Origin of the sequence: Citrobacter freundii complex sp. 2024EL-00216, assembly GCF_043945515.1 — a bacterium.
GTDB classification, from domain to species: Bacteria; Pseudomonadota; Gammaproteobacteria; order Enterobacterales; family Enterobacteriaceae; genus Citrobacter; species Citrobacter portucalensis.
The window spans coordinates 1-9,215 of record NZ_JBIMRA010000044.1; the positions used below are offsets into that span (position 1 = coordinate 1).

Consider the following 9,215-nt stretch of genomic DNA (forward strand, 5'->3'; position numbering starts at 1 on the left):
GTGGCGTGAAAAAGAAAAGCAGGGCAAAGGCCGCGGGGAACCCGTTTTTTCATAGGCTCCGCCTCCCCTGACGAGTATCACAAATGGACGCTCAAATCAGTGGAAGACGAAACCCGACAGGACTTAAAGATGCCGGTGATTTCTCGCCGGCGGCTCCCTCGCGCGCTCTCCTGTTCCGACCCTGCCGCCTACCGGATACCTGTCCCGCCTTTTTCCCTTCGGGAAGCGTGGCGCTTTCTCATAGCTTACGCTGCTGGTATCTCGGCTCGGTGTAGGTCGTTCGCTCCAAGCTGGGCTGTGTGCACGAACCCCCCGTTCAGCCCGACTGCTGCGCCCGTTCCGGTAACTATCAACTTGAGTCCAACCCGGAAAGACACGCAAAAACGCCACTGGCAGCAGCCATTGGTAACTGATGATGTGCGAGAGATTTAGAGAGTGCTTGAAGTGGTGGCCTGACTGCGGCTACACTGAAAGAACAGTTTTGGTGACTCGTCTCGCACAAGACAGTTACCTGGTTAAGCAGTTCCCCAACTGACTTAACCTTCGATCAAACCACCTCCCCAGGTGGTTTTTTCGTTTACAGGGCAAGAGATTACGCGCAGAAAAAAAGGATCTCAAGGAGATCCTTTCCAGATCGACGAATACATCATTATTTAATGGACAGCAGCTATCGCCATTTAAGATGGGAAAACCAGTTAGTCGATATGGTTGTTAACTCCAGGGAAAGCACCATTCACGCCTTTAATGACACTGGAATTCCGCAAGTGGAGCTGGAACGATTTATCAGTCATGCTGGCGGTTGCCGAACAATCTACACACCATCGGCGTAGCCAGTAATGAGCCAGCGATTTTCTAACCTCAACCAATTTTACACCGTCAGTCATTTGCATATCACTTTCAATGGCTTTCTTATGCTGAACCCGAGGATGAACAACCAGTTCTAAAGAAATATATGTATTCCAGTCATCATCAAATTCTCTCAGACATTCCGCAGGCGCAGAGCCATCTTCCCCAAAAATCTCCTGAATTCGTCCTACGACAAGATCTAAAAACTTGCATCTTCCAAGATCATAACAACGGACGTATGTTTTAAGGTCGTTGTAGAACATCGAGTGAGGGACGATTTTCTTCTCCGAAGCCCCTGAAGTCATAGAGTAATAGGATATGTTCAGCACATTCATATTCAGAATCGCACGGGTTATGCTGGTTATATCCTTCGGATTTATTTCAGCCAGACTCGGGATAGTTTCAATCAAGGGATAGCCAGCACCTAAAAACCGGGATTCATCCAGATCGGTAAGCTTTGAAAAAATCAGATCCTCAGAGGCTTCATAAATTGGCTTAAATTTATCGAAATCGGCAACATACCTCTTAACCCTATGATCTAAATATAAATTATCACCACTTTGCTCCTTGTATCTTTTGATATCACGGCTAGCTGCAGCACCTTTAATCCCAAACTTATCCATTAAGTCTATACGGGATAACCAGCCTCTCATCATTAAAAGCCACTCTATGTGCCAGAGCCTGTCATCTATAAAATTCTGATTTCTAATGTTTTTCATAAGATAGCAATCCTAGGAATTATTACACCGATCAAAAGTTGTACTCATCTTCAAGATCACTTATCATGAGCATAACAATAGCACATTTCCCGATAGGAGAATGACTAAAATGGCAACGAACAAACCATACGGCGATGGACATCGCATTGGCGCAGTAAAGCAACGCTCTCAGTTCCAGACCCCGGCAGGGCTATGGGCAAAGCGAGATTCTACGACAGGTAGAATTATGGATGTAAAACAAGACGGAAACCCGTTTAAGGGGGTAAGGAAGGAAAAATGATTGGGTTAGCCTGTACCACCAGAACTAACCCTAACAAACCACACACAAACGCGGCGCTTGAGTACCACCTCAAGTGCTTTTACAAGCCAGCCACTAGATTTGTTGGTTGCTACAGTACAATTTTAATAGCAAAAATCAACATTCATGTGGCGAAAAACAGGAAATGCAACATGCAGACAGAAGAGTCTCAGGCATACATTTTTCGCCCTTACATCACAGTAAAGGGCAAACGAATCACCCGTCCGAACGGCGGGATGTTCAAAATTCCAATTAATCGCGAAAAGAAAAGTTAGTGATCGCAGCCCTAACGGGCTGTTCTAAATTTGATTAAAAAGGATGGTTCTATGTCAGTTTACTGTGTCTCTTATGACCTGAATAAAGCAGGTCAGAACTACAATGCGCTATACGACGAGTTAAAAAAGTCGCCGGGATGGTGCCACCCCTTAGATTCCACCTGGCTAATATCAACCAGGGAAACAGCCCAACAGCTGTCGGATCGTTTGCGTAGGCATCTAGACAATAATGACACCTTGCTTGTGATTGGTGTAACCAAAGAATATGCCGGATGGCTTCCGCAAACCACATGGGATTGGATGAAGCAGCACATCTAGAGCAAAAGCCCTTCGGGGCTTTTTTTATGCCTATATGCAGTCGATTTACCATAACACCCTAATGGTACGTACCATAGAAAGGCAATGCTGTCATAGAAAACAGGGGTAAGTAAGAACACACCTTGCAGAAGTTTTATAGAGGGGCTCACTCATCAAAGAGTGATACAGGCAGAAAACAGTAATTAAATTATCAATAGGTACGTTGCTAACCTACTCATCTTCCAAAAATAGCGGATTATTATTGTCAGAAGCAGGAAATGGTTGGTGTTTAGGCGAAAATCCGACAACAAAAACCGTACCGTCATCCATCTTTTGATAGTGGATAACCTCTGCAGAGGTCAACCCTGAAAGATTGAGGGATAGATTGTATGTCATTGATTTTAAGCGAGTAGCATCATTGTAAGGCCCACAGTGATAATGCCAGTAATTTCCATCCTGGTAGGCATCCGTATCAGGTAGTTTTTCCTGATCATCGTTTAACCAAGAGGGTTTATTTTTTCCTGGCAAAGGCTCTTCTCGCGTAACCCTGCCAATAAAGGTTGCTAGCGCTTGTCTATGGTGTTCTTCCATAAATGGCAGATCCACGAAGCACTCTTCATTTAGTGCTCCGTGGGTAAAATCATTAGCAAGAACTACTTTATTGAATCGTATCGCCATTTTCCGCCAATCGACTTACTTTTTCATATAAGTCGATAGCATATCAAAAATAGCGTCATCGGAGCGTGGTAAATCAAATTTTACCGCTCCCTGAGAAGAATTTTTATGGGATCTGGACAGCAGAACAACGTCGGCACGAGATTTGTACTCGCGACGACGTTCGATACTGCTTCCGTCCCTGCAAGAATTTACGTGAGCCAACATATGAGTCCTATGTTCTGGGTGAGTGATGGCAAAGAACTAAGTTCTCTCTGCCTTTTTATGTTAAGAGCAGTACTCGTGACCAGTCACGAAAAGCCGTACCTTTTAGGTAAAATTAGGGTGGCGTGAACGCCACCCTAATAACAACTACTCTTACATACACTATGATATAGTGTATGTAAGAGTAGTTATATCATGATTAATGATTCAAAAAAGCTGCGATGATGAGCCACGATCTTAAGAAAGAAAACACCGAAATACCCAATACAATTCTCTCTATCTGGGGAAGAACTATCCTCGGTTCAGGATGGACAACAATCCCGAACGAGCTACTTAAGAATCAAGCTAGGCTGGGACTAAGCAACTCTGAGTTAGTTTTACTGATCCACCTCATCTCCTTCATGCACAGTTCTTCAGCAAAGATCTTTCCGTCGATAGAACTGTTATCAGAACGCATGAGTCAGGACAGAAGAACAATCCAGAGAACAATTCAGAGACTGGAAGAAAAGGAGCTAATCAGGAAAAGAGTTAGGTCAAAGGGTAAACTGGATATCGGGCTAACAAACGTATATGACATATCTCCATTGATGTTAAAAATAATTAATATTCAATTACCTAGCATGACCCCTCCGCCACAAATTCATGTATGCCCGAGATGTAAAAAAATAGCAAAATCAGAGGCTGAAATTGAGAGTCTTTTTGGCTACCGGAGGGTAAACCCTGATAAACGGGTGATTCAAAGTTGGTGTAAAGAATGCAGAGGAACCCCCCACCAGACTTAAACATCACAGAACCTGAACAGTATTTCAGCATACTTTCACGCGCCAACAAAACAGGCCCGCAGCTGGCGGACCTGTTTGCCTTAACGCCCCCGAATATAAATTTCGGTAATGATGGCGGTGATGCTTCGTTTTACAATCGCTGTATCACTAACATTATCCATCCCTTCACGCTTCATCCGCCCAAGCAAGCGGTTGTTGTGATTTAAATCCCTGATTAAGGCGTCAGTTGTCTTTTTTATCATAGGGGTTGTCCTCCATTTTCTTAGTTGCGAGCTTCTGTGGCTCACTCTTATTTATCTCTCGTTTTATACGACCCCATGTAACGGTGATAAAAAGTAATTTTTCGGCACCATTTAACATAAAGCTCTCACTGCATGCACCACATAAAAAAGCCCGCAATGCGGGCTTTTTTATGTGGTGCTGCCTTTTTTCGACGCGCCATTGATATTTGTAAGCATTGAGCCAAGATCAGCCATTGATAGTGATCTGTATGTCCTCTTCACTAACCCCAAACTTCATGGCCAGCCCACTCTTTGCTTCCTGGATACTTAGAGGCCTAATACCCACGCCATCACATCCGACTTCAACGTGTTCCTCCGGTTCTAAGGGGAAGACTTTTTGAAGTGGTTTGAAATCAAGTTGGCTGATATCAATGCCAATATCTTTTAGGCTGCCATATGAAACAGGATTTCTGTTTCCATCCCACTGGTTAGGAATATCAATTTCAGCATAAGAATCAAAATTTAAAATCCAGCGTGTCTCCGGAGACTCAGGAGAACGGCTGACACCGGAAATTCTACCTATCAGAAAAGCGTGATGGTGCTTAGCCTCAGGAGTCCCCCATGAAGGTTTCGTATTCTGGACGCAGACGGCATATTCATATTTACCAGCATGGCTTGGATCTAGCCGCCATGCCTGGCTCCCCCCCTCACGTAGTATCTGCGTAATACCTCGAGCAGTAAGGACAACAACGCAATCAGTAACAGACATAAATCCCCCAATAAAAGTTCATAGCCCACCGCCAAAACAAAAGTACTACATAATTAGATTGTAGTAAATAGGAGAATTTAACCTAGCATATGACGTAGCTTAATCGAGTACCTCAAAACGACCGTTAGCCTTACCTATGGGATTTACCATAACGCCTCATTACGCGCACCGTTCAGACGACCTCAGCGCGCTTTGAGCGTGAAGCCGATGAAAACCACAGCTTACCCGGCGAAAAGCCCGCAAAACGGCGCAGATGAATCCTGAGAGGCTGAATGGCTATGCACCCGACTGCATGGCGCGGGTTTTGGCGGCAAATGGACACCGTAAGCCGTATTTCTGGCAAATATCACTGACTCCGATTAAAGTAGTCATATGTATTACACATGACTACAAAGGTGATTTATGTCAGCAGCAACATCCATCAGGCTTGATGATGAACTCAAAGACCGCCTGAAAACCCTTGCCGATGACCGCCATCGCTCCGCTCATGCTCTGATGCTGGAAGCGATCACCGAATACATCAACCGGGAAGAAAAGCGGAGCCAGTACCTGAGGGATGGGCAGGCCGCATGGCAGCACTATCAGGAAACCGGTCTGCACCTGAGCGCCGAAGAGGTGGAAGCGTGGATAGATACCTGGGGAACTGAGAATGAGCAGGATGCTCCACCATGCCACAGGTAATTGTCTCCGCACTGGCGCAGCGGGATTTACAGCGCCTGCAGGACTTTCTCAAAACCAAAAACCGGCTGGCGGCCAGAAAAGCCGGTGAAGTGATCATCCGGGCTATCCAGCAACTGAAAACGCAGCCGGACATGGGCCGTCCGGTTTCTCTTCTCCCGCTAGAATACCAGGAACTGGTGATCGGATTTGGCGACAGTGGTTATGTGATGCTCTATCGCCACGACCGGGAAACGGACCGGATAGTGATCCTGACAGTCCGGCACCAGAAAGAAGCCGGATATCACGGCCTGCAGGAATAATTTCCCCTGAGCACCGATCTGCTCTGCAATTCACCGCCGGAGCAGACCGGACTCTATAGCAAAAATCAGCGCCTCCAGTATCAGTCCAACCACCTTCACAGCCAACGCTATTGCCATTAATGCTTTCATCGTCTTGCCCCTGTTTTATCTGATACCGCTATTGCATCACCTGCCAGCAGCGGAAACCACTGACTGTACTTGTCGCAATACCGCGACAATCACCAGACGATTGGAACAGAAAAAAATCGACAGGAGCGACTGATAGCGTTCAGCGCTTCCCGTTATCAGCAGGAAATTCGGGTTACATTGGCGCTATAATGATTATGAGAAATTATACACCTTTCACACACGAAAAAATCAGGGGTATACAGTGGCAAAAACATTGCTCAACCTTTCACAGGCAGCACAGGCAGTCGGCATCACCAGAAGAACGCTGTATAACCATGTAAAACAAGGGAAAGTTACCGTGTCACGCGACGGGAAAAACAACCCGGTCGTGGATGTATCCGAACTGATCCGCGTATACGGCAATGTGAATTTACCTGAGAAACAAATTCCCAGTGTTTCACACCGTGAAAATACACAGAAAAATTTCCCACACGAGCAACTGACAGCCATGCAGAAAGAGCTGGCTGAAATGAAACAGGCCATCACGTTGATGCTGGAAGACAAAACGCTGCGGGAAAAAGAAAATCAGCAGCATGAGGACGAGAAAAACCAGCTGCGGGAAGAAATCAAAAAGCTCAGCGAAAGCCTGGAGCAGGCGCAAAAAAAAGGGTTCTGGTCCAGGCTGTTTGGTTAAAGCGACGGGCCATCCAGACCTTTTTGTCGCAGCGGTCGCTCCGGCTCCGGCGTTTTCTCGTGCTGCAGCGCCCGTTCATGTGCCTGCCGCTGCTCGATGGTGTTCATCTCACGGACAAGCGGCGCAGCTGCTCGCTTAAACTCTGCACCTGCCTGCTCAAGTCCGACACACGCTCGCTCAGCGCCGCGTTCTCCCGTTGCGTAATGCCAAACATCCTCTGCAACTCCGAGGAGGCGGCTTCCCACGCGCTCAGCTGCTGCGCGTAATCCTGCTGCAGTTGCTCGAATGCGCTCAACAATTGCGTTTCCAGTTCCGTCATTCAGCTCTACTCCTGCACCAGTTTTACTGCGTTCATAGCCCCGTCGTTCACCGTCCAGTTCGTGTCGCCTTTCATCCCCGACGGCAGCACCAGAAAACGTCCGTTGCTGTCCTCCCGGTATGTCACGCCCCACGTTCGCGCGTTCAGCTTCGACAGTGCATCTTTCTGCTCGCTGATGGCCTGGTAGTTGTCGAGAATTTTCTGCCCCTGCCACCACAGAATGCTCCCGCTCGTGCAGATCAGCAGGAACGACACGCCGGCGATTATCAGCCACGTCCGCCCGATGGTTTTCAGCATCCCTCTGGTGTTCTGGCTGATGGCGGAGGACAGCTTCTGGTCGTGGTCGAGGATAGCGCTGTTGATTCGCTTCGCGCTTTCGCTCAGTTCCTGATTTACATACGCTTCGTGCTCGCTGAATGCGGCTTTCAGCATCTCGCTGGTAGATTGCCGCTGCGCTTTCGAGTTCTGCTCTAAGTCCTGCGCCAGCGTTAAAAGACTGCTCATAGATGGCTCCTTTCAGTCGGATATTTCGCCCCCCGTCCGGGTTGGCAATGCTGATACTGCTTCGCGTGGTACGTACCACCTCAAAACCAGCCACAGTGAGCGCCTCAGTCACGTCCTGCCGCGTTTTAAGCTCCCCGGACGAGGCTAACACCATTAAACCCTGCGTAATCGCTCTGACAGCTTCCTGCTGCGCCTGTGGCAGCACCGACGGCGTGACCAGCTCGCGTCGGTTTGCCGGGTCGTTCGGGTCATGCAGTCCCAGCCGGCCATTCACCACCGTCTGCCACGCATCGATACGCGGGCGATCGGCTCGGTCGTAATACGGCTGCAGACGTTTTCCGGTCAGCAGTTCGGTGTTCGGAATGAGGAAATTCAGCTCCACCCGCCCTTTGTCGGCGTGTTCCACCCACAGCACGCTGTACTGGTCTTTATCGAGTCCGGGCATCAGAACCCGCTCGAAACTCTCCATCAGCTTTTCGCGCTGTCCGGGCGCCAGGTCACTCTCGGCAAACGATAGCACCCCGGAAGTGTATTTCTTGGCATACGGTGAGGCATCAATCAGCTCCCGGACTTCCTCCGGCTTGCCCTGCAGCACCGTCGCCCCGTCACGCTGTCGGTCTTTACCCAGCAGATAATCCACCGGCCCACAGCCGCCTCCGCGCCCGCGCGGATGGAATTTAACGATCATCGTCAGCTCCGTTCTCCCGCACCGTATGCCGTAGCCGTTCAAGGCCGGTATCGATGGCCATCAGCGCAGCCACCACCTGAACCCGATCAGCACCAGACCACTGACCGCCGTTAATTTTCCGGGCGATCTGGTTAAGGTTATTGCCCATGCCTGCGAGCTGACGCAGTAAAACCGGATCGATGGACGGCAGCCGTGATGACCGCGCCGGTCGGGTATCTAGACAGGTTTGCCGCATCCACGCCGCCAGCTGTTTGCCGTCACAGCGTTCAAGCAGCTGCTGATGCTCATCCTGCGTGACCCACATGGTCAGCATCTTGTCGCGTTTTGTACTCAAACGGCCTCCGGTGAAAATATTTAGGGGGGAGGTCTAACGCAGCTCCCGGAGAGGTACACAACTTGTCTGTGGGCATCTGCCGGGAGCCGGCAAGCCCGACCGGGTGCGTCAGGCCGTTGACCTTAGCGGGTTTCGGGGCGCAGCCCTGAACCAGTCACAGTGCGCTAGCGCTGTGTATACTGGCTTACTCAGGTTAGCACGGTGGTAATGTGCGTGTTAACTGCGTTATTTGGCAGGGGAAAATGCGGGGGCAAGACGTAAGCAGAATAATGACAGGACGGTGATATTGCGCCTCCTCGCTCACTCGGTCGCGATGCTCCGGACGTGAGACTGCGGCGGGCGCTGCGTACTCTCACGCAAAGATAAACAGGGAGTGTGGCGTGAAAAAGAAAAGCAGGGCAAAGGCCGCGGGGAACCCGTTTTTTCATAGGCTCCGCCTCCCCTGACGAGTATCACAAATGGACGCTCAAATCAGTGGAAGACGAAACCCGACAGGACTTAA

At 49.0% G+C, this 9,215-nt stretch carries 11 protein-coding genes and 1 pseudogene; 4 read left to right on the top strand and 8 right to left on the bottom strand.

Annotated elements, in window-relative coordinates; all coding sequences use genetic code 11:
• Nucleotides 1-695: 695 nt before the first annotated feature.
• The gene (locus ACHHZ7_RS24915; protein WP_105277862.1) at nt 696-1,565 is read right to left on the bottom strand and encodes a WYL domain-containing protein; all 870 of its coding nucleotides are present in this window, start codon (nt 1,563-1,565) and stop codon (nt 696-698) included.
• A 1,101-nt stretch (nt 1,566-2,666) separates the two neighbouring features.
• On the bottom strand, nt 2,667-3,113 hold the full coding sequence (locus tag ACHHZ7_RS24920) for a hypothetical protein (protein ID WP_105277859.1): 447 nt from the start codon (nt 3,111-3,113) through the stop codon (nt 2,667-2,669).
• Between the two features lie 422 nt (nt 3,114-3,535).
• Here ACHHZ7_RS24920 and ACHHZ7_RS24925 point away from each other — a divergent pair, with 422 nt between their 5' ends.
• Entirely contained in the window at nt 3,536-4,096 is a 561-nt protein-coding gene (locus tag ACHHZ7_RS24925) for a helix-turn-helix domain-containing protein (RefSeq protein ID WP_105277857.1), read from the top strand.
• An 80-nt stretch (nt 4,097-4,176) separates the two neighbouring features.
• On the opposite strand, the gene ACHHZ7_RS24930 is transcribed toward ACHHZ7_RS24925, so the two are convergent.
• On the bottom strand, nt 4,177-4,338 hold the full coding sequence (locus ACHHZ7_RS24930) for a hypothetical protein (protein WP_157944930.1): 162 nt from the start codon (nt 4,336-4,338) through the stop codon (nt 4,177-4,179).
• Between the two features lie 226 nt (nt 4,339-4,564).
• Nucleotides 4,565-5,086, bottom strand: a complete 522-nt coding sequence (locus ACHHZ7_RS24935; RefSeq protein ID WP_105277856.1) for a hypothetical protein — start codon at nt 5,084-5,086, stop codon at nt 4,565-4,567.
• Nucleotides 5,087-5,488: 402 nt separating this feature from the next.
• Here ACHHZ7_RS24935 and ACHHZ7_RS24940 point away from each other — a divergent pair, with 402 nt between their 5' ends.
• From ACHHZ7_RS24940 to ACHHZ7_RS24950, 3 genes are all read left to right on the top strand, one after another.
• Entirely contained in the window at nt 5,489-5,767 is a 279-nt protein-coding gene (locus tag ACHHZ7_RS24940; RefSeq protein WP_063624536.1) for a CopG family ribbon-helix-helix protein, read from the top strand.
• Entirely contained in the window at nt 5,755-6,066 is a 312-nt protein-coding gene (locus ACHHZ7_RS24945; protein ID WP_015059150.1) for a type II toxin-antitoxin system RelE/ParE family toxin, read from the top strand. The genes ACHHZ7_RS24940 and ACHHZ7_RS24945 overlap by 13 nt, the downstream gene beginning before the upstream one ends.
• A 370-nt stretch (nt 6,067-6,436) precedes the next feature.
• On the top strand, nt 6,437-6,868 hold the full coding sequence (locus ACHHZ7_RS24950; protein WP_210943915.1) for a hypothetical protein: 432 nt from the start codon (nt 6,437-6,439) through the stop codon (nt 6,866-6,868).
• A 103-nt stretch (nt 6,869-6,971) separates the two neighbouring features.
• Here ACHHZ7_RS24950 and ACHHZ7_RS24955 read toward each other — a convergent pair whose 3' ends face one another.
• The 4 genes and pseudogenes from ACHHZ7_RS24955 to ACHHZ7_RS24970 form a co-directional block, all read right to left on the bottom strand.
• Nucleotides 6,972-7,187, bottom strand: coding sequence for an MbeD family mobilization/exclusion protein (locus ACHHZ7_RS24955; RefSeq protein WP_032634148.1), 216 nt, complete (start codon nt 7,185-7,187; stop codon nt 6,972-6,974).
• Nucleotides 7,188-7,193: 6 nt separating this feature from the next.
• Nucleotides 7,194-7,691 (bottom strand): MbeB family mobilization protein, encoded by a 498-nt coding sequence (locus tag ACHHZ7_RS24960; RefSeq protein WP_157944932.1) that lies wholly within the window; start codon nt 7,689-7,691, stop codon nt 7,194-7,196.
• 322 nt (nt 7,692-8,013) lie between these two features.
• Nucleotides 8,014-8,379 (bottom strand): annotated as a pseudogene (locus ACHHZ7_RS24965) (relaxase/mobilization nuclease domain-containing protein); the annotation flags it as partial.
• Entirely contained in the window at nt 8,369-8,692 is a 324-nt protein-coding gene (locus ACHHZ7_RS24970) for a MobC family plasmid mobilization relaxosome protein (protein WP_172954315.1), read from the bottom strand. The gene ACHHZ7_RS24970 and the pseudogene ACHHZ7_RS24965, both read right to left, overlap by 11 nt.
• Between the last annotated feature and the right edge of the window lie 523 nt (nt 8,693-9,215).